The sequence below is a fragment of the Rhizobium lentis genome, assembly GCF_017352135.1.
In the GTDB taxonomy this organism is placed as follows: Bacteria; Pseudomonadota; Alphaproteobacteria; order Rhizobiales; family Rhizobiaceae; genus Rhizobium; species Rhizobium lentis.
Genome location: NZ_CP071454.1, coordinates 3,681,204 through 3,703,233, shown reverse-complemented (window position 1 = coordinate 3,703,233; position 22,030 = coordinate 3,681,204). Strand labels below are relative to the sequence as shown.

The 22,030-nt window shown below is 61.0% G+C and carries 20 protein-coding genes and 1 tRNA gene; 14 read left to right on the top strand and 7 right to left on the bottom strand.

The window, feature by feature from the left end:
* The first annotated feature begins 115 nt into the window (after nt 1–115).
* Genes J0663_RS17825 through J0663_RS17815 form a run of 3 tightly spaced genes read left to right on the top strand, consistent with a single transcriptional unit; the run spans nt 116 to nt 1,982 of the window.
* Nucleotides 116–1,291 (top strand): MFS transporter, encoded by a 1,176-nt coding sequence (locus tag J0663_RS17825; protein WP_207241721.1) that lies wholly within the window; start codon nt 116–118, stop codon nt 1,289–1,291.
* Between the two features lie 6 nt (nt 1,292–1,297).
* Nucleotides 1,298–1,516: a hypothetical protein gene (locus J0663_RS17820; RefSeq protein ID WP_207241720.1), complete on the top strand. Its 219-nt coding sequence runs from the start codon at nt 1,298–1,300 to the stop codon at nt 1,514–1,516.
* Complete coding sequence (locus J0663_RS17815; protein ID WP_207241719.1) at nt 1,479–1,982, top strand: DUF1203 domain-containing protein; 504 nt, start codon at nt 1,479–1,481, stop codon at nt 1,980–1,982. The genes J0663_RS17820 and J0663_RS17815 overlap by 38 nt, the downstream gene beginning before the upstream one ends.
* Nucleotides 1,983–1,998: 16 nt before the next feature.
* Here the strand turns inward: J0663_RS17815 and ald are convergent, their stop codons facing one another.
* The gene (gene ald, locus J0663_RS17810) at nt 1,999–3,117 is read right to left on the bottom strand and encodes an alanine dehydrogenase (protein ID WP_207244533.1); all 1,119 of its coding nucleotides are present in this window, start codon (nt 3,115–3,117) and stop codon (nt 1,999–2,001) included.
* Between the two features lie 155 nt (nt 3,118–3,272).
* Between ald and J0663_RS17805 the strand changes: the two genes are divergently transcribed.
* The 4 genes from J0663_RS17805 to J0663_RS17790 all read left to right on the top strand — a co-directional run bounded on the left by J0663_RS17805 (nt 3,273) and on the right by J0663_RS17790 (nt 7,448).
* On the top strand, nt 3,273–3,734 hold the full coding sequence (locus J0663_RS17805; protein WP_207241718.1) for an Lrp/AsnC family transcriptional regulator: 462 nt from the start codon (nt 3,273–3,275) through the stop codon (nt 3,732–3,734).
* Nucleotides 3,735–3,805: 71 nt separating this feature from the next.
* Entirely contained in the window at nt 3,806–4,687 is an 882-nt protein-coding gene (locus J0663_RS17800) for a DMT family transporter (RefSeq protein WP_207241717.1), read from the top strand.
* Between the two features lie 84 nt (nt 4,688–4,771).
* Complete coding sequence (locus J0663_RS17795) at nt 4,772–5,176, top strand: PilZ domain-containing protein (protein ID WP_207241716.1); 405 nt, start codon at nt 4,772–4,774, stop codon at nt 5,174–5,176.
* 283 nt (nt 5,177–5,459) lie between these two features.
* The gene (locus tag J0663_RS17790) at nt 5,460–7,448 is read left to right on the top strand and encodes a bifunctional 2',3'-cyclic-nucleotide 2'-phosphodiesterase/3'-nucleotidase (protein WP_207241715.1); all 1,989 of its coding nucleotides are present in this window, start codon (nt 5,460–5,462) and stop codon (nt 7,446–7,448) included.
* Between the two features lie 42 nt (nt 7,449–7,490).
* Here J0663_RS17790 and J0663_RS17785 read toward each other — a convergent pair whose 3' ends face one another.
* Nucleotides 7,491–8,459 carry a LysR family transcriptional regulator gene (locus J0663_RS17785; RefSeq protein WP_207241714.1) on the bottom strand — a complete coding sequence of 323 codons (969 nt, stop codon included), beginning with the start codon at nt 8,457–8,459 and terminating at the stop codon, nt 7,491–7,493.
* Nucleotides 8,460–8,598: 139 nt separating this feature from the next.
* Here J0663_RS17785 and J0663_RS17780 point away from each other — a divergent pair, with 139 nt between their 5' ends.
* The gene (locus J0663_RS17780; RefSeq protein ID WP_207241713.1) at nt 8,599–9,213 is read left to right on the top strand and encodes an FMN-dependent NADH-azoreductase; all 615 of its coding nucleotides are present in this window, start codon (nt 8,599–8,601) and stop codon (nt 9,211–9,213) included.
* Between the two features lie 48 nt (nt 9,214–9,261).
* On the opposite strand, the gene J0663_RS17775 is transcribed toward J0663_RS17780, so the two are convergent.
* Nucleotides 9,262–9,837 (bottom strand): TetR/AcrR family transcriptional regulator, encoded by a 576-nt coding sequence (locus tag J0663_RS17775; RefSeq protein WP_207241712.1) that lies wholly within the window; start codon nt 9,835–9,837, stop codon nt 9,262–9,264.
* A gap of 106 nt (nt 9,838–9,943) precedes the next feature.
* Here J0663_RS17775 and J0663_RS17770 point away from each other — a divergent pair, with 106 nt between their 5' ends.
* On the top strand, nt 9,944–10,720 hold the full coding sequence (locus J0663_RS17770) for an SDR family oxidoreductase (protein WP_207241711.1): 777 nt from the start codon (nt 9,944–9,946) through the stop codon (nt 10,718–10,720).
* Between the two features lie 113 nt (nt 10,721–10,833).
* Here the strand turns inward: J0663_RS17770 and J0663_RS17765 are convergent, their stop codons facing one another.
* The 3 genes from J0663_RS17765 to ilvA form a co-directional block, all read right to left on the bottom strand.
* Nucleotides 10,834–12,102, bottom strand: a complete 1,269-nt coding sequence (locus tag J0663_RS17765) for a GGDEF domain-containing protein (RefSeq protein WP_207241710.1) — start codon at nt 12,100–12,102, stop codon at nt 10,834–10,836.
* 238 nt (nt 12,103–12,340) lie between these two features.
* On the bottom strand, nt 12,341–12,667 hold the full coding sequence (locus J0663_RS17760; protein ID WP_207241709.1) for an HlyU family transcriptional regulator: 327 nt from the start codon (nt 12,665–12,667) through the stop codon (nt 12,341–12,343).
* 37 nt (nt 12,668–12,704) lie between these two features.
* Nucleotides 12,705–13,955, bottom strand: a complete 1,251-nt coding sequence (ilvA, locus tag J0663_RS17755) for a threonine ammonia-lyase (protein ID WP_207241708.1) — start codon at nt 13,953–13,955, stop codon at nt 12,705–12,707.
* Between the two features lie 184 nt (nt 13,956–14,139).
* Between ilvA and J0663_RS17750 the strand changes: the two genes are divergently transcribed.
* Nucleotides 14,140–14,514: a VanZ family protein gene (locus tag J0663_RS17750; RefSeq protein ID WP_207241707.1), complete on the top strand. Its 375-nt coding sequence runs from the start codon at nt 14,140–14,142 to the stop codon at nt 14,512–14,514.
* Between the two features lie 401 nt (nt 14,515–14,915).
* Here J0663_RS17750 and J0663_RS17745 read toward each other — a convergent pair.
* Nucleotides 14,916–15,001 (bottom strand) — tRNA-Leu (locus J0663_RS17745).
* A 164-nt stretch (nt 15,002–15,165) separates the two neighbouring features.
* On the opposite strand from J0663_RS17745, the gene J0663_RS17740 reads away from it, so the two are divergent.
* The 4 genes from J0663_RS17740 to J0663_RS17725 all read left to right on the top strand — a co-directional run bounded on the left by J0663_RS17740 (nt 15,166) and on the right by J0663_RS17725 (nt 22,012).
* Nucleotides 15,166–15,942, top strand: a complete 777-nt coding sequence (locus J0663_RS17740; protein ID WP_207241706.1) for a competence/damage-inducible protein A — start codon at nt 15,166–15,168, stop codon at nt 15,940–15,942.
* 106 nt (nt 15,943–16,048) lie between these two features.
* A complete protein-coding gene (locus J0663_RS17735) occupies nt 16,049–16,885 on the top strand; it encodes a universal stress protein (protein ID WP_207241705.1) in 837 nt (278 codons plus the stop codon).
* 197 nt (nt 16,886–17,082) lie between these two features.
* Complete coding sequence (gpt, locus tag J0663_RS17730) at nt 17,083–17,577, top strand: xanthine phosphoribosyltransferase (RefSeq protein ID WP_207241704.1); 495 nt, start codon at nt 17,083–17,085, stop codon at nt 17,575–17,577.
* A gap of 622 nt (nt 17,578–18,199) precedes the next feature.
* Entirely contained in the window at nt 18,200–22,012 is a 3,813-nt protein-coding gene (locus tag J0663_RS17725; protein WP_207241703.1) for a vitamin B12-dependent ribonucleotide reductase, read from the top strand.
* Nucleotides 22,013–22,030 lie beyond the last annotated feature (18 nt).

Below are 22,030 nucleotides of genomic sequence, written 5' to 3'. Positions count from 1 at the left end.
CAGCAGCGGTGAAGACAATGCGGATATCCCCGGTTTCCGAACCAGTCGACAGCTCACCAGGAAATCCCGCTTTGCTGGCGGATTCAGGCCCTATTCGATCGAAGCAGGTCCCAAGATGAAGCCGCATCATCGCATTTTCTTCATTCAGTTCGCCGTCGCCCTTTGCGTGGGTGCCTTTCTTTCGCGGTTACCCGATCTTCAGCGCAAGTTTGGCCTGACCGAAGGCGAGCTCGGGCTTCTGCTCGCTGTCATGTCATCAGGTGTTCTCTGCGGGCTGACGTTTTCGGCGAGAATCATCGAAAGGCACGGGGCGCGCGCCACAGCCTTCGTCACGGTATTCGGCGCATCCCTGTCCTTTGCGATGATCTCCTGGATGCCTTCAGCTCTACCGGCAATACCGCTGTTCTTCCTCGCGGGTCTTTTCACCGGCGCATTCGAGATTAATGCCAATATCGAAACGGACCGCCACGAGGCGCTGCTTGGCTACCGCATCATGAGCCGGGCTCACGGCATGTGGAGTCTCGGCTTCTGCATCACTGCCCTTGTTGCCGCGGGCATGCGGCAGGCGGCCGTTTCCATCGAACTGCACATCTTCCTCGTGCTCCTGACTGTCCTTATTACAGGGTCGATCGTTTTCTCAAAGATTGAGACCGCACCCTCGCGGCAGGAGGTTCACTCGGGAGAGATTCCAGTCATCGCCCTGCCCACCATAGGGTTGTTGCCGCTTTGCCTGATCGGTGCGGCGCCGCTTCTGGCCGAAGGCGCGAGCGTCGATTGGTCGGCGATCTATATGCGCGACGTCTTCGCAGTCGAACCATTCATTGGAGGACTCGGGGTGACGATATTCTCCCTCACCATCGCCGCCGGCCGACTTGCAATGGATCCTGTAATCGATCGCCTCAACCCCTGCCCGGTTGCAATCATCCTTCTCGGAATCGTGATCTTCGGCCTTCTTTTGGTCGCAACGGCGACACAGCCTGTCGTAGCGCTCATCGGCTTCGGCCTGACCGGCATCGGCTGCTCGTCAGTCTATCCGCTCGCCATCTCAGCTGCGGCCCAACGCACGGATCGGCCGGTTCCAGTTAACGTCGCCGCGCTGAGCCAGACAACCTTCCTCGTATTTTTCGCCGGCCCGCCACTGCTCGGATTTATCGCCGAGTATTTCGGTATCCGCTTTTCCTATTGGGCGGTAATCCCCGTCGTCGTCACCGCACTTTTAGTCACCAGGGCGCTTGCCGCCACTTCGGTGCCGAACATCGCAGAGCCGGAATCCGCGCAGCCTCGCGGCTGACCCAAAATGCAACTGCCCCTCCCGGCGCAAAGCCCTGAGTTCTTCCAATATTTCCGCGTTCTGCTGCGCCAGCAGCGCCAAATCGACTTCGGCCAAGGCAGTTTCCTTCCCATGCAGTTTCGCAAGAAACGGGTGGCTTACACGATGATGCGGGTGCATTTCATGGCAATCACCAAGGAGATTTGCCATGACCGCCTTACGTTTTGTCGCCATGCCGACCGCTGATGCCGAGCACCTCTGGAACGGCGGCCGCGACGCCTATGACAGGCTGCCGGAGACGATGGTTTCCGATGGGCCAGGTCACCCCTGCCGCCATTGCCTTGAAAACATCGATGACGGCGAGAAACTGCTCGTCTTTGCTTACCGGCCTTTCCCGGAACTGCAGCCCTATGCCGAAACCGGGCCGATCTTCCTGCACAAGCAGCCCTGCCGGCGCTATGCCGCGGAGGAGATCTTGCCGCCGGTGCTGATGACGAGCCGCGACTTCATTCTCCATGGCTATAATGAGGACAACCGCATCGTCTACGGCACCGGTGCAGTGACCCTTGTCGGCGAGATTGCGGCCTATGGCGAAAAGCTGCTGGCGCGGCCCGAAATCGCCTATGTCCATGTTCGCTCGGCGCGCAACAATTGCTTCCAGTGCCGGATCGACAAGGCAGAGGCGCCGGCCCTTGCGCAGAGCGGCGCCTAACCTCAAGTCAGGTACCTCACGCTACGTTCAGAACGCTCTCCGGCGCGAATACCTCGTAGCCGAGGGCCTCGGCGACCGGCTTGTTGGTGATGCGGCCCTTGTGCACGTTGAGGCCGTTCCTCAGATGCTTGTCCTCGGCGATGGCGCGCAGGCCGCGATCGGCAAGCGCCAGGCCATGAACCAGGGTCGCGTTGTTGAGCGCGTGCGCCGAGGTGACGGGTACTGCGCCCGGCATGTTGGCGACGCAGTAATGCACCACGCCATCGACCTCGTAGGTCGGATCGGAATGAGTGGTCGCATGCGAGGTCTCGAAGCAGCCGCCCTGGTCGATGGCGACGTCGACGATGACGGCGCCTTTCTTCATGCCGGAGAGCATCTCGCGGGTGACGAGCTTCGGAGCGGCGGCACCCGGGATCAGTACGGCGCCGATAATGAGATCGGCCGAGAAGACCTCTTCTTCCAGCGCCTGGATGCTGGAATAACGGGTGTGGACGCGGCCTGCGAAGATGTCGTCGAGCTGACGAAGACGCGGCAGCGATTTGTCGAGAATGCTGACATCGGCGCCGAGGCCGGCGGCCATCCTCGCCGCGTGCAGGCCGACGACGCCGCCGCCGATAACTGCGACCTTGGCCGGCAGCACACCGGGCACGCCGCCGAGCAGGACGCCGAGGCCGCCATTGGCCTTCTGCAGGGCGGTCGCTCCGGCCTGGATCGACAGGCGTCCTGCAACCTCCGACATCGGCGCCAGTAGCGGCAGGCCGCCGCGCTCGTCGGTCACCGTCTCATAGGCGATCGCGGTGACGCCGGAGGCGAGAAGCCCCTTGGTCTGCTCGGGGTCGGGCGCCAGATGCAGATAGGTGTAGAGAAGCTGGCCGTCACGCAGCTGCGCCCATTCGGAGGGCTGCGGCTCCTTCACCTTGACGACCATATCGCATTTTTCGAAGATATCCTTGGCGGTGGCTGCGATCTTGGCGCCAGCCGCCGCATAGGCGGCGTCATCGGCACCGATGCCGGCGCCCGCCTTGGTTTCCACCCAGACCTCGTGGCCGTGCGCGACGTATTCGCGCACCGAAGCCGGCGTCAGGCCGACGCGGTATTCATGATTCTTGATTTCCTTCGGGCAACCGACACGCATGCGCGTTCCTCTCATTTTGCCTCCGCGGTCGCGGATCTCCTCTTCGATGAATCCAATCATCAAGAGCGCGAAATGTCCTTGCAAAGACGATTTGCACAGAGGCGCCTTTTCGGTGATTATTGCGCAATTACTCTTATTTTTCGAAGGATCTTCGAATGCCCGATCTGGATACCATCGATCTTGCGATTCTGAAGGTACTGCAGGCTGAGGCTCGCATCACCAATGCCGAGCTTGCCGAAAAGGTTGGACTGTCGCCTTCGGCCTGTTCTCGTCGGCTCGACATTCTGGAGCGAAGCGGCGTCATCGACGGCTACCATGCGCGGCTTTCGCACAAGGCGCTCGACTACAAGATGATCGCCATCGTGCATATTTCGCTCTCCGGCCAGTTCGCCAAGACACTGGCGGAATTCGAGGCGGCGGTGAAGCTCTGTCCGAACGTGCTCGTCTGCTACCTGATGTCGGGCGAATACGACTATATCCTCCGGGTCGCCGCCCGCGACCTCGAAGATTACGAGCGCATCCATCGCGACTGGCTGTCGGCCCTTCCCCATGTGGTCAAGATCAATTCGAGCTTCGCGCTCAGAGAAATCATCGACAGGCCGAATGTCGGGCTTTGAGACCTTGCATCTTTGCTGAAAGCCTGCCCAGACTTCCCAGCGCGCAGGCGTTCCCCGCTCAATGGCAAGTCATGACATCGAAGACCCAAGGTTATATTTTCGCCCTGCTGGCGATCACCATCTTTTCTCTGCAGGACGCCATTTCTAAACATCTGGCATCGACCTATCCGCCGATCTTCGTGACGATGATCCGCTACTGGGCTTTCGCAGGTTTCACGATCATTCTCGCTTCGAAGATGCGCGGCGGCCTCAAGGCGACGGCCCGCACCAAACGTCCCCTCCTGCAGGTGACGCGCGGCGTTCTGCTTGCGGTTCAGGTGGTTCTTGCCATCACCTGTTTCGCCGTGATCGGCCTTGCCCGTTCGCAGGCGATTTTTTCGGCGACGCCGATTCTGATCGCGCTGCTGGCGATGCCGATCCTCGGCGAGCGGGTCGGGTGGCGGCGGTGGGCAGCGATCGGCGGCGGGCTTTTCGGGGTGCTGCTGATCTTGAAGCCGGAAGGCGGGTTTTTCGACGTGAAGCTGCTTCTCGCCATCATTTCCTGCTTCAATTTCGCCTTCTACGTCATCGCCACGCGTCTCGTCAGCCGCAACGATTCGTCGATGACCAGCTTCTTCTATACCGGCGTCGTCGGCGGCATCACGATGACACTCGTCGGACCGTTTTATTGGAGCTGGATGGCGCCGGGCGACTGGGGCTGGATGGCGCTCGTCTGCATGACCAGCATTTCCAGTCACTATTTCCTGATCCGCGCCTACGATATTCTCGATGCCGCCGCCGTCCAGCCGCTGACCTATCTGTCGCTTGTCTACGCCTCGATCATCGGCGTGACGATCTATGGCGAAACGCTGAGCTTCAACATGGTCGTCGGCTCGGCGATCGTGGTCGCCGCCGGTATCTTCACGGTCTGGCGCGAGCATGTCGTGGGGCGCAGGGTCACGGCAGCCAGTTGATATTTCACTGCAATTTTAACCAAGCCCCTAAAACCATTTCAATTTTCGGGCGCTATGCTGCTCCCCAAAGTTAAAGGAGAGCGTATGACTCGCAATCTGAAAATCACGGCCCGAAAGACCGAGCGGCAAAATTGCCGCGTCTTCGGCACCGTCAAATATCTGAACAGCCAGGTGGATGCGCGCATCCTAAATCTGTCGGCCACCGGCGCGGCCCTGGAAATGAAGGGACCGTTTCATGCGGCCTCCGGCAGTAAAGTGCGCATCGAGGCTGAGAACCTCGGCATGCTCGAAGGCGTCATTCGCTGGAAACACAATGGCCGCGTCGGCATCCAATTCGACGTGAATTCCAACGCGCGAGCGCAGGTCTCCTCCTATTTCCGCTTCTTCCATAAGGAAATACGACCGGTTCTGGCGGTACGCCAGCTGGTAACAGCCAACGCCAACGGCAAGCGGGCGCCTCAACCGGCCACGTCGGCGCCGAAATCCTAAGCCTGCACCGGCTTTACGCCAAAGGAGCGGCTGCGGTCGCTCCAGTGCCTGTCGCCGGCGTTCTGCTACGTCCGCAGGGGCGTCTCGGCATGTCCGGCAATGGCGACGTGGCCACTCCCCCACAGCATTCAGTCGACAGACTTCGCCATAAGTTGGGTTTTAAAACCGCTGCGCCTTCGCCGCCGATTGTTTTGCCGTCCTGTCATTTTCGCAGTGTACTCCTCGCCAAATCGTCCTAATGCTTGGGGGCCGGACGATGCATGATCTTTGAAGGAGAGCTTTCATGTCTTCTATTTTCGATGTTGGCCTAATGAGCCGCCGTTCCTTGCTTGGCGGCCTTGCCGCCACCTCTGCGCTGGTGCTGCTCCACCCTTTCAGCGCACGGGCCAGCGCCAACCAGGCGCATCTCCGGCTGATGGAAACAACGGATATTCACGTCAACGTCTTCCCCTATGACTATTATGCCGACAAACCGAACGACACGATGGGTCTTGCGCGCACCGGGACGATCATCGATGCGATCCGCGCCGAGGCGGTCAACTCGCTGCTGATCGACAATGGCGACGTTCTTCAGGGCAATCCGATGGGTGACTACATGGCCTATCAGCACGGTATGAAGGACGGCGATGTCCATCCCGTGATCAAGGCGATGAACACGCTCGGCTATACCGTCGGCACGCTCGGGAATCACGAGTTCAACTACGGGCTCGACTTCATGTTCAAGGTGCTGTCGGGCGCGAACTTCCCGTTCGTCTGCGCCAACCTGACCAAGGGCCAGCTCGCCTCGGATCCGAAGCAAGACGACCTCTTCTTCAAGCCCTATATTATCGTAGAAAAGCAGATCAAGGACGGCGCCGGTAAGGAGAGCCCGGTCAAGATCGGCTTCATCGGCTTCGTACCGCCGCAGATCATGCTCTGGGACATCAAGAACCTCGAAGGCAAAGCGCAAACGCGTGACATCGTCGAGGCCGCCAAGGCCTGGGTTCCGGCGATGAAGGAAGCCGGCGCCGATATCGTCATCGCTCTTTCCCATTCCGGCATCGATGGCAGCGCGCCATCCGAAAAGATGGAAAACGCATCGCTGCATCTCGCCGCCGTCGACGGGATCGATGCGATCTTCACCGGCCACCAGCATCTCGTCTTCCCCGGCCCGAAGAGTTGGGACGGCATCGCCAATGCCGATCCGGCCAAGGGCACGCTGCACGGCAAGCCCGCCGTGATGGCCGGCTTCTGGGGATCGCATCTCGGCCTTATCGACCTGCTGCTCGAAAAGGACGGCAACAGCTGGAAGATCGTCGATTTCACCGCGGAAGCGCGGCCGATCTACCATCGTGACGACAAGAAGAAGGTGATCGCCGACTACGCCGACAAGAAGGATGTGGTGGAAGCTGCCAAGGCCGAGCATGAGGCGACGCTTGCCTATGTCCGCACCCCCGTCGGCAAGACCTCCGCGCCACTCTATTCCTATTTCGCGCTGGTCGCAGACGATCCTTCGGTACAAGTCGTCAGCCAGGCCCAGACCTGGTACATCAAGCAGATGCTCGCCGACACCGAGTACAAGGATCTGCCGGTGCTTTCAGCCGCGGCTCCCTTCAAGGCCGGCGGCCGCGGCGGCGCCGACTATTATACCGACGTTCCGGCCGGCGATATCGCCATCAAGAACGTCGCCGACCTCTACCTCTATCCGAACACAGTGCAGGCCGTTGCCATTACCGGCGCGCAGGTGAAGAACTGGCTCGAAATGTCGGCCGGGATGTTCAACCACATCGAAGCCGGCGCGAAGGATGCGGCCCTCCTCAACAAAGACTTCCCGTCCTACAATTTCGATGTCATCGACGGCGTGACCTACCAGATCGACCTGTCGCAGCCGCCGAAATATGACTCATCCGGCAAGCCGATCAACCCGGATGCCAACCGCATCCAGAACCTCGCCTTCGACGGCAAGCCGATCGATCCCGCGCAGAAATTCGTCGTCGTCACCAACAATTACCGCGCCGGCGGCGGCGGCAGCTTCCCGGAGATCGCGGCTGATAAGGTGATCTTCCAGGCGCCTGATACCAATCGTGACGTCATCGTCCGCTATGTCCACGACCAGGGCACGATCAATCCGTCGGCCGATGCGAACTGGACCTTCAAACCGCTGCCGGGCACGACCGTGACCTTCGACAGCGGGCCGAAGGCAAAGCAGTTTCTCGCCGCCGTCAAAAGCGTCAAGATCGAGGAGGCCGGCGAAGGAGCGGACGGCTTCTCGAAGTTCAGGCTCGTTCTCTAAGCAGGCAGATCCCAGCGAAGGCGCGGCACACCCGCGCCTTCGTCACTCAGCTGCAAGCGGCGGAACGGTGTCGCGCAGCTCCGCCATTTCGGCATGGAAATCGGCCTGGTTGGGGCATTGGGATAGCCGCGTGCGGAACGCGTCGATCATCCAGCTGGCCGCGGGCCCGGGCGGGTTGGCGAGCTGGCGCATCGAATATATGGCGTACTCGCCCTGTTCATAGGCATCGAGATCGAGATGGACGAGTGCGCCGCGCCGCAAGTCGTCATGCATGATGGGGGCTGGAAGACCGCCCCAGCCAAGACCGGCCTTGATAAGCTGGTGTTTCGTCGCGATATCGCTGACGCGCCAGGTCTTGTAGGACAAGACGTTGAAATCCCGTCCCTTCGTGCGGCCCGAGGCGTCGGTGACGACGAGCTGCACCTCCTCGCGGACGTCGCCGAGTGTCAACGGCCGGCCGATGCGGGCAAGCGGATGGTTGGGCGCGGCAACCGGCAACATGAAGGAATGGCCGATCCGCTCCGTGATGATCGAATCGTCCGGCTTGAGGACCGCGCCACCGATGCCGATCGTCGCCTTGCCGCTTAGGACGAGGTCCATGACCATTCCGAGCTCGCCGACATTGAGGTTCAATGAAACGGTCGGAAACCTCTCGCGGAATTCGTGCAGCACGTCCACCACGGCCTGCGAGGGCACCATGACGCTGATGGCCACGGAAACCTCCGCTTCGAGACCTTCCCTCAGGCTTTTGACACGCGCCCGCATGACCTGCAGGTCACCCAGAATGCGGCGCGCATCCTCGAGCATCGCCTTGCCCGCCTCGGTCAGCTTCGGCTGGCGTGCGCCGGAGCGCTCGAAAAGCGGCACCTCCAGCTGCGCCTCCAGGTTGGCGATCGTATAGCTGACGACCGACTGCGCCCGGTTCAACGCCCGCGACGCGGCCGAAAAGCTGCCGGTTTCGGCAACGGTCAAAAACACCTGCAATTGATCCAGGGTCGGGTTCGGGAGCATCTTCCATCCATTCCATCGATAGTTTCGATCGACATTATCACCGTTTTTTCGATAGCAGGCCAGACCTATTTTCCTCATCGACACTGCGGCTCACCTCCCAACAACGGGCCGTGAAGATCAATTCGAAAGGAAATGCTCCATGTCGTCCATTCTTCTTCTGACGTCCAGTCCGCGTGCCGAATCGCTCTCCACGCCGATTGCCGTCGATCTCGCCGAAAAGCTGAAGAGCCAGAAGCCGGGCAGCGTCGTGGTCCGCCGCGATCTTGCCGCCAATCCGCTGCCGCACATCGATGACCTCTTCACCGGCGCGATCCGCAAGCCGGCCGAAGCCCGCACCGCCGAGGAAGCCGCCGCCGTCAAGACCTCCGACGAACTCGTCGCCGAACTGTTTGCCGCCGACACGATCGTCATCAGCACAGGGCTGATCAACTTCAACATCTATTCGTCGCTGAAGACCTGGATCGACAACGTCGCCCGCGCCGGCGTGACGTTCAAGTACACGGAAAACGGCCCGGTCGGCCTCCTGACCGGCAAGAAGGTCTATGTGGTACTTGCCTCGGGTGGCGTCTATTCGCAGGGACCGGCCGCCCCTCTGAACCATGCCGTGCCGTACCTGAAGTCGGTTCTCGGCTTCCTCGGCATCACCGATATCGAGACCATCTATGTCGAAGGCCTGGCCTTCGGCCCGGAAGCCGCCGAAAAGGCCATTGGCGCCGCCAAGTCGCGCGTGGAGGAAATCGCGCTGGCCGCCTGATCGGCTCCTGAATGCTTCGCGGAACGGCCGGCTCTTGCCGGCCGTTTGTCATTTGTCGATACCGGCGACAAAATCCCGGACCGTCGCCAGGATTTCTGCCGAAAGCCCCTCATCCGAGGAAACCCTGGCAAGGCCAACGCCGCCTGCCATCATCGCGAAAGCCATGATCGCCTTTCGCCGTCTTTGCTCTTCGCTCGCACCCGTCGCCTTGCCGGACAGAGCCTCGAAATTTCGCTCGAGCCGCTCCGTCGCTATGCCCCGCGCCTTTTCACCGCTGCGAGCGATGTCGGAAGTCAGTGCAGCGAAAGGGCAGCCTTGGCCGGGATTGTCGCGGTGATAGGTGCTGACATAACGATCGGCGACATCGGCAGCCGTCATCTTTGTCGGGTCCACCCCCTCTGCCTCCAGTCCGCGACCCCATGAATCGAAGGCGGACTCGATCGCCTCGGCAACGAGATCGTCACGGGAAGCGAAGTGCTTGTAGAAGCCACCGACGGTCAGTCCGGCCTCCTTCATCAGATCGGCGATGCCCACGCCTTCGAGCCCCTCCTCACGCAGCCGCTTCGAGGCGATCTCGACAATCTTTTCATGCGTCTTCTGTTTTTCCAGCTGCGAACGCCCCATCGCAATTCTCCTGCCACCCGACTTGACACATTTAGCTTACGCTCGTAATCCTTATAGATAACGATCATAATCCTGATCGTTGTCATTTCCAAGAGGAGCATGAATCATGCGTCTACAAAACAAGGTTGCCCTGATCACCGGCGGAAACAGCGGTATCGGTCTTGCGACCGCCAAAGTGTTTACCGACGAAGGCGCGCGCGTGGTGATTACCGGCCGCAATCCGGAAACGCTCGCTGCCGCCGAACGGGCGCTTGGGGCGGGGGTGCTGGCGCTGAAGCTCGATGTCACCGATGCCGCCGCCACTGAGAAGGCCTTTGCGGAAGCCGCCGCAAAGATCGGCAAGTTCGATATCGTCTTCGCCAATGCCGGCATCGGCGGCGCGACACCGCTCGGCGACACGTCGCCGGAGCAGTTCAACCAGATCATCAGCACCAACCTCACCGCGGTGTTCTTCACCGTCCAAGGGGCGCTGCCGCATCTGAGCGACGGCGCCTCGGTCATTCTCAACGGTTCGGTGCATGCCGTGCTCGGCGCTCCCGGCTGGTCCGCCTATGCAGCGACCAAGGCGGCGGTCCGGGCGATGACGCGCAATATGGCTTCCGAACTCGCGCCGCGCGGCATCCGCGTCAATCAAGTGACCCCCGGCGGCACGAAGACGCCGATCTGGTCGCCGATGGCACCGACAGAAGACGCGATGTCGGCGCTCGAGGCTCGCATGGGCGGCCTGAGCCCGCTCGGTCGCATGAGCGAAGCCGACGAAATCGCCAAGGCGGCGCTCTACCTGGCATCGGATGATTCCGCCAATGTCACCGGCATCGAGATCACCGTCGACGGCGGCATGACAAGTGCGCCCTCCGGCGCCAAGATCTTTCGCGCCGCCTGAGCAAGCGCGTCCGGGCAAAGTCAGATTTGTCCGGCCCATCTGTCACCGACTTCGGTCAGTCGTCGAAGGCTTGCGATTATTATCGGCGACCGCCGCACTGCGCTGATCGAGGGTTAACCGAGTTTGACGACGCCGGAATGGCCGACGACGCAGTTGCGGCCGCTCTTCTTTGCCGCGTAAAGCCGGCGGTCGGCAGCCGAGAGCACGGTCGTGAAATCGACGCCGTCCTCGTCGGCGGTCGCAACGCCGATACTGACCGTGACCGGCCTGTCATCAGGCGTCTTGACGCTGGTCGCGATCGTCCAGCGTAAACGCTCGGCAAGCAGCAGCCCTTCCTCATGGTTGGTGCCCGGACATACGGCGACGAATTCCTCGCCGCCGAAGCGGAAGACGCGGTCGCTTGACCGCAGCGTCGTGCCGAGCCGGCCGGCAATCGCCTTCAGCACCTCGTCGCCCTGAAGATGGCCATAACCGTCGTTGACATCCTTGAAGTGATCGGCGTCGATAATGAGGACGGTGGCAAACAGCCCCTGCCTCAAGGCCTCGCGCAGCATCAGGGGCGCCTCGAGCTCCATCCGCGTGCGGTCATAGACGCCAGTGAGCATATCGCGGCCGGTGCGCTCGAGAAGGTCGTTGTAGCGTTCGCGAAAGGTAAGGTCGCCGAAGACGTCGCTGATGGAGCGTGCGGCGGCGTCAGCGCCAAGCCGGCGGATACGATATTCATAAATAGCAAACATCGCCCCAAAGAGGCAGACGGAGAGCATCTTCGCCTTCCAGCCACCCCAGAATACGGCGATCGGCACATCGAGGAAATAGTGCAGCGCCGCGAAGAAACCGACCTGGTCGAAGGTCAGCAGCACGAAACCCGAGATCATGAAACGCAACACGACCCGACGGCGGAAATAATCGCCGAGCTTTTCATATAGCAGGATGATGCCGAGCGAATCGACATAGAGCAGCGCCGTGCCCCAGACCATCAGCCAGCCCATCTCCTTCAGGAAATCGACGTCTGGCGTGTGGTTCGACGCCAGTTGCAGCGGCTGGTGCAGCTGCAGCACCCAGGCAATGGCGACGGTAAGCAGATTGCCGAGGAACAAGCCATAGATCGGCTGGCGCACCGTCGCGGCATCCTCCCACAGATACAGCATGAGGATCATCATCAGCTTGCCGGAGAAGAAGACGGATGAACCCGGCGACACATCCCCGAACGGCAGCGAGACGTAAAAGACCGCCGCCAGATAGGTCTCCATGAAATGCATGACGCCGAGCGCCGTCAGGAAGACCCCGAGGCCGAGCCGATGGCGGAAGTGCAGAAGCGTCACCATCAGCCCGAAATAGGCGACGGCTTCGACGATAAAGAGAGCGAGGTTGAGCATCTCCATTACGGCACCTCGCCTGCAGGCCGGCGCCGCATGGGCGCGACAATCGCGACAGCGGATCCTTTGATCGATCGTCCGAAAAAGTCCAACACGAAGATGTCCCGCAAATCCCGCAGGCCATAGCTTTCATCGCAATCCTTTAAGATTGCGTGAGCGCGCTTGCACATTTCGGATGAACACCCAAGTCATACGATTGAAAAGCAACGAATTTCCGTCCGGCGATCCGGACCGGATCGAGACTTCAGACCTGACGCAGCTTCTCGCCGTCACCGAAGAGCGACGGGCCGTGTTGATCGATGATCTGCTGCGCCTTGCGTACCGTGCACTCGATCGCATCATCGGAGGAGGAGAAGAGATCGGCGCGGATGAAATTCCGCACCAGTACCTCGTCGCCGACCTTCTTTTCGATGCGACCGGCCAGGCGGTACTGGCTGCCTTCCTTGCGCGGCTCGGCATAGATCGTGCAATCGCCGTAAAGCTGCGGCTCGCCGGACGGGCCCGCCGTTTGCGAAGCCGGTTTGCCGCCGCCGGAGAACATCGAAAAGAGATTTGATATGAACGAAGCCATGATCCGCCTTTAGCACGGCGGCATCGTTTCCGCCAAGTCAAATGATCAGATTGGCGAGGATCTCGTTTTCGGTGATATCCTCGTAACCCATGCCGGCGGCTTCGAAATTTGCGATCAGCCGAGCAAAATTCTCGGGCGCCTTGGTTTCGATGCCGATCAGGATCGAGCCGAAATTGCGCGCCGATTTCTTCAGATATTCGAAACGGGCGATATCGTCGTCGGGGCCGAGCAGATTGAGGAAATCCCGGAGCGCGCCGGGGCGCTGGGCAAGCCGCAGGATGAAGTATTTCTTCAGCCCTGCGTAGCGCATGGCTCTTTCCTTTACGTCAGGCAGACGCTCGAAATCGAAATTTCCGCCGGAGACGACGGCGATGACGGTCTTACCGCGGATGGCCCCGGCGTCCATCGCGGCGATCGCCGTCAGCGACAGGGCGCCGGCCGGCTCAAGCACGACGCCCTCGACGTTCAGCATCTCCTGAATGGTGACGCAGATGGCGTTCTCCGGCATCAGATGCACCTGGCTTGCCGGAAAATCGCGAAGAGCGGCAAAATTCAGATCGCCGATGCGGGCGACGGCTGCGCCGTCGACGAAATTGTCGACCTTGGCAAGCGTTGTCACCTCGCCTGCCTCGATGCTGCGCCTGAGGCTCGGCGCGCCGGCAGGCTCGGCGAAGACGAAGGCCGATTTCGGTACGGTGCCGTCGAGATAGCCCGTGATGCCGGCTGCAAGGCCGCCGCCTCCGACCGGCAGAACGACGATGTCGGGCACCGTTCCCTCCGGCAACTGCTGCATGATTTCGGCAGCGACGGTCGCCTGCCCCTCGATGATGTCGGCATGGTCGAAGGGCGGCACCATGACGCCGCCGACCGCCTCGACGTGCTCGCGCGCCGCCTGGTAGCACTGATCGAAAAAGTCGCCGAACAGCCGGATGGTGATGAATTCGGCGCCGAACATACGCGTCTTGTCGATCTTCTGCTGCGGTGTCGTCACCGGCATGAAGACGACGCCCGGCACGCCGAAATGCCGGCAGACATAGGCAAAGCCCTGAGCATGATTGCCGGCCGAGGCGCAGACGAAGGTCTTGCCGGCCGCCCCCTGCCCGATCGCCTTGCGGAAGAAATTGAAGGCGCCACGGATCTTGTAGGAGCGTACCGGCGACAGATCCTCGCGCTTCAGCCAGATATCGGCGCCGTAGCGGGCCGAGAGATGGTCATTGAGCTGCAGCGGCGTTGCCGGGAAGAGGCTGCGCATTGCCTCTTCGGCGTTTTCGACTTCAAGTCTCGTCACGGGCGTGGTCCATTCCCAAAAGGTTAGCCACCGCCGCTATGGCACGGGCCGGCCGGCAAAAGAAAGCCCGCTGCCGCCATTTCCGGTTCGGCGCCGCGAAGCCTTTCTTAAGCCAATCGCAAAATCGGCGGCAGATGGACTGATTTTAACTGTCAAACAATAGGCCTGCCACTTATATGGAGCGATGATGATCTTCAAACTCGCAAGACCGCTCGCCTGGCTGTTGCTCGCGCTCATCCTCTTTGTCACGGTTTCGCCGATCGGGCTGAGACCGGATACGATCACGACGGTCAATACGGACCGCGGCGTCGCCTATGTCCTCCTTGGCCTCGCCTTCGCGCTCGCCTACCCGAAACAGTGGAAACTGGTGGCCGTGCTGCTGATCATCGGTGCGGTCGCAATCGAATATCTGCAGTACCTCACGCCGACCCGTCATCCCCGCCTGCACGACGCCGGCATCAAGGCCATGGGCTCCGCCCTTGGGCTGCTGGCTGGCTGGGTGATCAACAAGTGGCGCGAGAGCAAGACTCCAAACAGCCTGCCTTTCGCAGAAGGCTGATTATCGCGGGTCAGAAACCTGACAATTCCGTTGCGCCGAAAAACAGCGATATCGCAGCCACAACAGTTGCAAGAACAAATGCGACACTGGTTTTGACTATCCGGATGCGCCGAACCCTGGTCCCGCTCCAATCGTAAACCATCGTCTTACTCCCACAAGACAACACTTACTCACCGATCGCGGCGCAATCCTTGCACCGAAAATGTCATTGTCAAGCAATAACGCGCTTTTGCGCGCAATATATAGGCATATTCAAACACGATTCATTATAGAACCAGTCCGCCTTCGTTCCTGACGGAACTACGGCGCGACAGCCTTCGCTCCTGACGGAACTACGGCGCGACAGCCTTCGCTTGGCTGCTCTCTTCGGCTCGCCGAGCCGAAGCTCACAGAGCGTAGGCTGGTGCGGGCGACGGGGATCGAACCCGTATAGCCTAAGGCCGAGGGATTTTAAGTCCCTTGCGTCTACCAGTTTCGCCACGCCCGCGTCAGTCCCAGATCAACGACTTAGGCGGATTCGTCAAGGGGATGTTTTGCGGCCTTTTTGATGTTGTCCAAAGGCCGCTTACACGTTTCGGCATCATGCTCGGGTGTTTGCAAAGCGGCCGAACGGCGCTACCTATTGACCAGCTTCACATCACGGAACACCCCATGAGCCATGCCACCGTCGTCACCGCCGCCATGCTCGCCATCGGCGACGAACTGCTTTCCGGCCGCACCAAGGACAAAAATATCGGTCACCTCGCCGATCTGCTGACCCTTTCCGGCATCGACCTCAAGGAGGTGCGCATCGTCGCCGACGACGAGGAAGCGATCGTCGAGGCGCTGAATGCGCTTCGCGCGAGATATGATTACGTCTTCACCTCGGGCGGCATCGGGCCGACGCATGACGACATCACCGCCGATGCGATCTCCAAGGCTTTCGGCCTGCCCTGCGAATATGATGAAGCGGCAATGACGCTGCTTGCCGATATGTACCGTCGCCGCGAGATGGAATTCACCGAGGCGCGCCAGCGCATGGCGCGCATGCCGCGGGGTGCCGTCCATATACCCAATCCGGTGTCGACGGCGCCGGGCTTCATCATTGGCAACGTCTATGTCATGGCCGGCGTGCCGCAGGTCTTCCAGGCAATGGTCGACAATGTGCTGCCGACACTTCGTACTGGAACGCCGGTGCTCTCGCTCGCCATCGCCTGCCCTTACGGCGAAGGTGATATCGGCACCCCGCTCGCGGCGATCCAGAAAGCGCATCCGGACACCAGCATCGGTTCCTACCCGCGTTATATCGGCGAAAAATTCTCGACGGAGATCGTCGTGCGCGGCCGCGCGCAGGCGGCGATCGATGCGGCCGGCGCTGAGGTGCATGCGATGATCGAGGCCATCCGCCAGAAGAAGGACTCTGCAGAAAACCGTTCCGCCGAGGCTTGAGGAGAAAACCGAACTGGGAGCGAGCCTTGATCCCCGTCAAGGAACGCGAGAACGGTCCGGGGCATTCCTTCCCCGCGCACGCCATGTCAGCGCAAGGAGAATTGATATGTCTTACAAAACCATTCTCGCCATTCTCGATACAGCAGACAACAGCGCCGCCGTCGCCGATTTCGCCTTTGCCATTGCCGCAGACAGCGGTGCTCACGTGATCGGTCTGCATGCCGAAAGCATATCGGCCGTGCCGCTGGTGGCGCCGATGGAAATTCCCGATCCCGTTGCCGTGCAGGCGCTGCAGGATATGGCGCATGGCGAAACGATCGCCGTGGAACGCATCTTTCGTGCCAGAGCACAAGCCGCCGGCGCCTCCTCCGAATGGCGCAGCTTCGCCACATCGACCGGCTACGGTTCTGCACCGCTGATCGAAAGCGCGCGCAGCGCCGACCTGTTGATCGCCTCGCAGGCCGACCCGGCCACCCCCTCAGATAGCCATGTCGATGTCGACAGCTTCCTCTTCGAAACCGGCCGTCCCGTGCTGATGATCCCCTATATCATCCGTCAGCCGAAGCCGATCAGACGCGTGCTGATCGCCTGGAACGGCTCGAAGGAGGCGGCGCGCGCGACCTTCGACGCGCTGCCGTTCCTGAAGGCGGCCGACGCGGTGGAAATCTTTTCGGTCGATCCGGCCGAATCGGCGCTGCCGCTGACATCGGGTGCGGAGATCGCCGCTGCCCTTGCCCGCCACGGCGTGAAGACGACGCTTTCGACGGCCCAGAGCGTGGACAAGAATGCCTCGCATATTATCGAGAACCGGCTTTCCGACAGCAGCATCGACCTTCTCGTCATGGGCGCCTACACGCATTCCTGGCTCTGGCAGATGATCTTCGGCGGCACGACGAAGACTGTGCTGCAATCGATGACGGCGCTGACACTGTTGTCGCGATGACCTTCTTGTCGCAATCATCGGCGCTCTTGCGTTTTGCCGGCAAATCCCGCTAATTGCAGCGACCGATGAGGGCTTCGAGCCTCGGCCGATCTCGCGCAATTCCGGCTGTGCGATTTCCCGCTTGCCGATGGCTGCGTTAAGCCCATCCGGTCGCCGGCAAACGGCGTGTCGTCTCTATCATGCCGCGGAGCAGCCAGATGTCCCTTCCCGATAAAGCCTTTCCCGTTTCCTGGGATCAGTTCCACCGCGATGCGCGCGCGCTCGCCTGGCGGCTTGCCGGCCTGGAGCAGACGTTCAGGGCGATCGTCTGCATCACCCGCGGCGGCCTTGTTCCGGCCGCGATCATCTCGCGCGAACTGAACATTCGGTTGATCGAGACCGTCTGCATCGCCTCCTACCACGACTATGTGAACCAGGGGGATATGGTGCTGCTCAAGGGAATTGCGCCCGAGCTTGCTGAAAACGGCGGCGACGGCGTGCTCGTCGTCGACGATCTGACGGATACCGGCAAGACCGCCGCCCAGGTGCGCACCATGCTGCCGAAGGCGCATTTCGCCTGCGTCTACGCCAAGCCGAAGGGCGTGCCGACCGTCGACACCTTTATCACCGAGGTGAGCCAGGACACCTGGATCTATTTCCCCTGGGACATGGGGTTCACCTACCAGGAACCGATCGCCAAGGGCGCGCGTTGATCGCCACAAATCGGAGTGCGCCGCCATCCCCGGCGCACTTTGACGCTACCGATTTCTCCAGCGAATCGGCATGCGCATTTGCGGCGGAAATGCCATCACAAGATTTGCCGCAGCCCGCTTTTTTGCCGCTGCGGCATTTTCCTTAGCCGGGAACGCCCGCAAGTCATTGTATTTTCAGCACTCCCCGGCTTTCCCCAATCTCCACAGGCGCATCCACAAGATGTTGTGGTTACCATACAATTAAAAACCAGCCCTTGACGGAATCAGCAGTTTCCAACTTTACTGTTCCTGATGTTGCGGCGGCGACAGGACCGGAGGTAACGAGCCCGGTTCCCTTTGAAAAACAGGACGCAGATTGAGGGCATTGCGCCGGGAGCGGCTCAGGCTCAGAGGGATCTTTGCGCAGTTTTCAGCCTCCAAAAAAAGTGACATCGGGACTGGCGATAATAAGCTGTTAATACTATATTTAGTGTTTGCAGCCACCATCACCACAAGATACAGGAAAGACATCTCCGGATGACACCCCTGTCACGATACGGAAACGAGACTGGCTGCACGAGGACAGTGCCGCCGGATAGAAATTTTGCGCCCTGGGGACGGGCGCCAACGCGAGGTCAAGACTATGCGCATCGAACGTCGTTTCACGAAGGCCGGCCAAGGCGCCTATGCGGATATCGAATTCCGCAAGGCGACAAGCGAGATCAAGAACCCCGACGGTTCGATCGTGTTCCGCCTCGAGAACATCGATGTTCCCGCGCAGTTCTCGCAGGTCGCGACCGACGTTCTGGCGCAGAAGTATTTCCGCAAGGCCGGCGTTCCCAGCCGGCTGAAGAAGGTGGAGGAAAACGACGTTCCCTCCTTCCTGTGGCGCTCCGTTCCTGACGATGCGGCGCTGAAGTCCCTGCCCAAGGAGGAGCAGACAGGCTCCGAAATCGATGCGCGCCAGGTCTTCGACCGTCTCGCCGGCACCTGGACCTATTGGGGCTGGAAGGGCGGCTATTTCTCCTCGGAAGAAGATGCGGCCGCCTTCAAGGACGAGCTCGCCTATATGCTCGCCACCCAGCGCGTCGCTCCGAACTCGCCGCAGTGGTTCAACACCGGCCTGCACTGGGCCTACGGCATCGACGGGCCGGGCCAGGGTCATTTCTATGTCGATCCCTTCACCGGCAAGCTGACCAAGTCCAAGTCGGCCTACGAACATCCGCAGCCGCATGCCTGCTTCATCCAGTCCGTCGAGGACGATCTCGTCAACGAAGGCGGCATCATGGACCTCTGGGTGCGTGAGGCGCGCCTCTTCAAATACGGCTCCGGCACCGGCTCCAACTTCTCTATGCTGCGCGGCGAAGGTGAAAAGCTTTCCGGCGGCGGCCGCTCCTCCGGACTGATGAGCTTCCTGAAGATCGGCGACCGCGCCGCCGGCGCCATCAAATCGGGCGGCACGACGCGCCGCGCCGCCAAGATGGTCGTCGTCGATATCGACCATCCCGATATCGAGGAATACATCAACTGGAAGGTCAAGGAAGAGCAGAAGGTCGCAGCCCTCGTCACCGGCTCGAAGGTCGTCGCCAAGCATCTGAAGGCGATCATGAAGGCCTGCGTCAATTGCGAAGGCGATAATGGCGATTGCTACGATCCCAACAAGAACCCTGCCCTGAAGCGCGAAATCCGCGCCGCCAAGAAGGACCAGGTTCCGGAAAACTACGTCCAGCGCGTCATCCAGTTCGCCCGCCAGGGCTATAAGGATCTCGAATTCAAGACCTACGACACGGATTGGGATTCGGAGGCCTATCTGACGGTATCCGGCCAGAACTCCAACAACTCCGTCTCGATCAAGGACGACTTCCTGCGCGCCGTCGAGAATGACGGCGAATGGAACCTGACCGCCCGCAAGGACGGCCGGGTGATGAAGACGCTGATGGCACGCGACCTCTGGGAAACCATTTCCTACGCCGCCTGGGCTTCGGCCGATCCGGGCATCCACTTCAACACGACGATGAACGACTGGCACACCTCGCCGGCCGGCGGCCCGATCCGTGGCTCGAACCCGTGCTCGGAATACATGTTCCTCGATGACACGGCCTGCAACCTCGCCTCGCTGAACCTGCTGCAGTTCAAGGACAAGGCCACCAAGCGCATCAATATCGGCGACTACGAACACGCCGTTCGCCTGTGGACCGTCGTGCTCGAAATTTCGGTCATGATGGCGCAGTTCCCGTCGAAGCGCATCGCCGAACTCTCCTACGAATACCGCACGCTCGGCCTCGGCTATGCCAATATCGGCGGCCTGCTGATGTCTTCGGGCATTCCCTACGACTCCGCTGAAGCGCGTGCCATCGCCGGTTCGCTGACGGCGATCATGACCGGCATCTGCTACGCCACCTCGGCCGAAATGGCTGGCGAGCTCGGCCCGTTCCCGAACTTCGCGCCGAACCGCGAGAGCATGCTGCGGGTCATCCGCAACCATCGCCGCGCCGCCTATGGCGAAACCTCCGGCTATGAGGCGCTCTCGATCGACCCGGTCGCACTGATCCACTCGGAAAATCCGGATCAGGATCTCGCCGCCCATGCCAAATCGGCCTGGGACAAGGCTCTGGAGCTCGGTGAAAAGCACGGCTACCGCAATGCGCAGGTTTCTGTCATCGCGCCCACAGGCACGATCGGCCTCGTCATGGATTGCGACACAACCGGCATCGAGCCCGATTTCGCCCTCGTCAAGTTCAAGAAGCTTGCCGGAGGCGGCTACTTCAAGATCATCAACCGCGCCGTGCCGGAAGCGCTGCGCACGCTCGGCTATTCGGAAAGCCAGATCGCCGAGATCGAGGCCTATGCCGTCGGCCACGGCAACATGAACCAGGCGCCTTCCATCAACCCGTCGACGCTGAAGGCCAAGGGCTTCACCGACGAGAAGGTGGATGCCGTCAACGCCGCTCTGAAGAGCGCCTTCGACATCAAGTTCGTCTTCAACCAGTGGACGCTCGGCGCCGACTTCCTGAAGGACACGCTGAAGGTTTCCGACGAGCAGCTCGGCGATATGAGCTTCAGCCTGCTCGAGCATATCGGCTTCTCCAAGAAGGACATCGAAGCAGCCAACATCCATGTTTGCGGTGCGATGACGCTGGAAGGCGCCCCCTTCCTCAAGGCCGAGCATCTGCCGGTGTTCGATTGCGCCAATCCCTGCGGCAAGATCGGCAAGCGCTACCTCTCCGTCGAAAGCCACATCCGCATGATGGCGGCCGCCCAGCCCTTTATCTCGGGCGCAATTTCCAAGACGATCAACATGCCGAACGAGGCGACCGTCGAGGATTGCAAGAACGCCTATATGCTCTCGTGGAAGCTCGGCCTGAAGGCGAATGCCCTCTACCGTGACGGCTCGAAGCTGTCGCAGCCGCTCAACGCCTCGCTGATCGAGGACGACAACGACGAGGATGCACTGGAAGAGCTGCTGCAGGCGCCGATCGCCGCGCAGGCCGTCACCGTCACCGAAAAGATCATCGAACGGGTGATCGAGCGCGTCTCGCGCGAGCGGGAGAAGCTGCCGAACCGCCGCCAGGGCTATACCCAGAAGGCCACCGTGGGCGGGCACAAGGTCTATCTCAGAACCGGCGAATTCGGTGACGGCCGCCTCGGCGAGATTTTCATCGACATGCACAAGGAAGGGGCCGCCTTCCGTGCGATGATGAACAATTTCGCCATCGCCATCTCGCTCGGCCTGCAATATGGCGTGCCGCTCGAGGAATATGTCGAGGCCTTCACCTTCACCAAGTTCGAGCCGGCCGGCATGGTCATCGGCAATGACGCGATCAAGAATGCCACGTCGATCCTCGACTACGTCTTCCGCGAACTGGCCGTTTCCTATCTCGGCCGCCATGACCTCGCGCATGTCGACACGTCGGATTTCTCGAACACGGCGCTCGGCAAGGGCATCCAGGAAGGTAAGACCAACCTGCTCTCGACCGGCTGGACCCGCGGCTACAAGCCGACCCTGGTACCCGGCACCGGCGGCGAACGCCAGGTCGGAGAACCCAAGGGAGCTGCCACCGCAGCCCCTGCCCGCGCCGCTTCCACCGGCACGGTAACCGCCTTTGCCGGCAGCGCCGCCCGTAAGCTGGAACCGACAACCGCCGTCTCCACCTCCGAAATCGTCGCCTTCAAGCGCGATTACGAGGAGCGCGCCAAGGAACTGGCCGAAGAGATCGCCGAAGAGGTGCTCGAGGAGATCGCCAGCGACGCGACCGCCCTCTTCTCCGACAAGGCGGCAGCCGACGCGGCAACGGCCAAGACGGAAGCCAAGAAGATGGAAGCCGAACGCCGCCAGCGCTCGATCATGCAGGGCTATACCGGCAATATGTGCTCGGAGTGCCAGAACTTCACGATGGTGCGGAACGGCACTTGCGAGAAGTGCGACACGTGCGGAGCGACGAGCGGGTGCAGCTGAGGGGTTGCTGCTCTTCAG

What these genes read in the sequence shown, in the direction of transcription:
- J0663_RS17765 (WP_207241710.1), bottom strand. Translation starts at nt 12,102, where the DNA reads ATGGAGATGCTCAACCTCGCTCTCTTTATCGTCGAAGCCGTCGCCTAT.
- J0663_RS17775 (WP_207241712.1), bottom strand. Translation starts at nt 9,837, where the DNA reads ATGGGGCGTTCGCAGCTGGAAAAACAGAAGACGCATGAAAAGATTGTC.
- J0663_RS17825 (WP_207241721.1), top strand. Translation starts at nt 116, where the DNA reads ATGAAGCCGCATCATCGCATTTTCTTCATTCAGTTCGCCGTCGCCCTT.
- J0663_RS17735 (WP_207241705.1), top strand. Translation starts at nt 16,049, where the DNA reads ATGTCTTACAAAACCATTCTCGCCATTCTCGATACAGCAGACAACAGC.
- J0663_RS17780 (WP_207241713.1), top strand. Translation starts at nt 8,599, where the DNA reads ATGTCGTCCATTCTTCTTCTGACGTCCAGTCCGCGTGCCGAATCGCTC.
- J0663_RS17785 (WP_207241714.1), bottom strand. Translation starts at nt 8,459, where the DNA reads ATGCTCCCGAACCCGACCCTGGATCAATTGCAGGTGTTTTTGACCGTT.
- J0663_RS17740 (WP_207241706.1), top strand. Translation starts at nt 15,166, where the DNA reads ATGAGCCATGCCACCGTCGTCACCGCCGCCATGCTCGCCATCGGCGAC.
- J0663_RS17760 (WP_207241709.1), bottom strand. Translation starts at nt 12,667, where the DNA reads ATGGCTTCGTTCATATCAAATCTCTTTTCGATGTTCTCCGGCGGCGGC.
- J0663_RS17790 (WP_207241715.1), top strand. Translation starts at nt 5,460, where the DNA reads ATGTCTTCTATTTTCGATGTTGGCCTAATGAGCCGCCGTTCCTTGCTT.
- J0663_RS17770 (WP_207241711.1), top strand. Translation starts at nt 9,944, where the DNA reads ATGCGTCTACAAAACAAGGTTGCCCTGATCACCGGCGGAAACAGCGGT.
- J0663_RS17725 (WP_207241703.1), top strand. Translation starts at nt 18,200, where the DNA reads ATGCGCATCGAACGTCGTTTCACGAAGGCCGGCCAAGGCGCCTATGCG.
- J0663_RS17815 (WP_207241719.1), top strand. Translation starts at nt 1,479, where the DNA reads ATGACCGCCTTACGTTTTGTCGCCATGCCGACCGCTGATGCCGAGCAC.
- J0663_RS17800 (WP_207241717.1), top strand. Translation starts at nt 3,806, where the DNA reads ATGACATCGAAGACCCAAGGTTATATTTTCGCCCTGCTGGCGATCACC.
- ald (WP_207244533.1), bottom strand. Translation starts at nt 3,117, where the DNA reads ATGCGTGTCGGTTGCCCGAAGGAAATCAAGAATCATGAATACCGCGTC.
- J0663_RS17820 (WP_207241720.1), top strand. Translation starts at nt 1,298, where the DNA reads ATGCAACTGCCCCTCCCGGCGCAAAGCCCTGAGTTCTTCCAATATTTC.
- J0663_RS17750 (WP_207241707.1), top strand. Translation starts at nt 14,140, where the DNA reads ATGATGATCTTCAAACTCGCAAGACCGCTCGCCTGGCTGTTGCTCGCG.
- J0663_RS17795 (WP_207241716.1), top strand. Translation starts at nt 4,772, where the DNA reads ATGACTCGCAATCTGAAAATCACGGCCCGAAAGACCGAGCGGCAAAAT.
- J0663_RS17805 (WP_207241718.1), top strand. Translation starts at nt 3,273, where the DNA reads ATGCCCGATCTGGATACCATCGATCTTGCGATTCTGAAGGTACTGCAG.
- gpt (WP_207241704.1), top strand. Translation starts at nt 17,083, where the DNA reads ATGTCCCTTCCCGATAAAGCCTTTCCCGTTTCCTGGGATCAGTTCCAC.